Source organism: Paenarthrobacter aurescens (genome assembly GCF_025421775.1).
Classification (GTDB): Bacteria; Actinomycetota; Actinomycetes; order Actinomycetales; family Micrococcaceae; genus Arthrobacter; species Arthrobacter aurescens_B.
The window spans coordinates 1-229 of sequence record NZ_JAOEFX010000810.1; the positions used below are offsets into that span (position 1 = coordinate 1).

Annotated in this window: 1 pseudogene; it reads right to left on the bottom strand. The window is 42.8% G+C overall.

Features of this window, described 5'->3' with window-relative positions:
- A pseudogene (locus N7568_RS25655) lies at positions 1 to 229 on the bottom strand (steroid 3-ketoacyl-CoA thiolase); the annotation flags it as partial.

Below are 229 nucleotides of genomic sequence, written 5' to 3' on the forward strand. Positions count from 1 at the left end.
GGGGCGAATGCTTCATTTACTTCGTATAGATCCATTTCATTTATCGTTAGTTTTGCCTTCTCCAACACTTTTTTTGTGGCTGCAATCGGACCAGTAAGCATTAAAGTTGGGTCAGAGCCAACAACACTTCGTGCTAAAATACGAGCACGCGGTTTTAGCCCAAGCTCTTCTGCTTTTTCACGAGACATAATTAATACGGCGCATGCACCATCACTAATTTGGCTCGAAT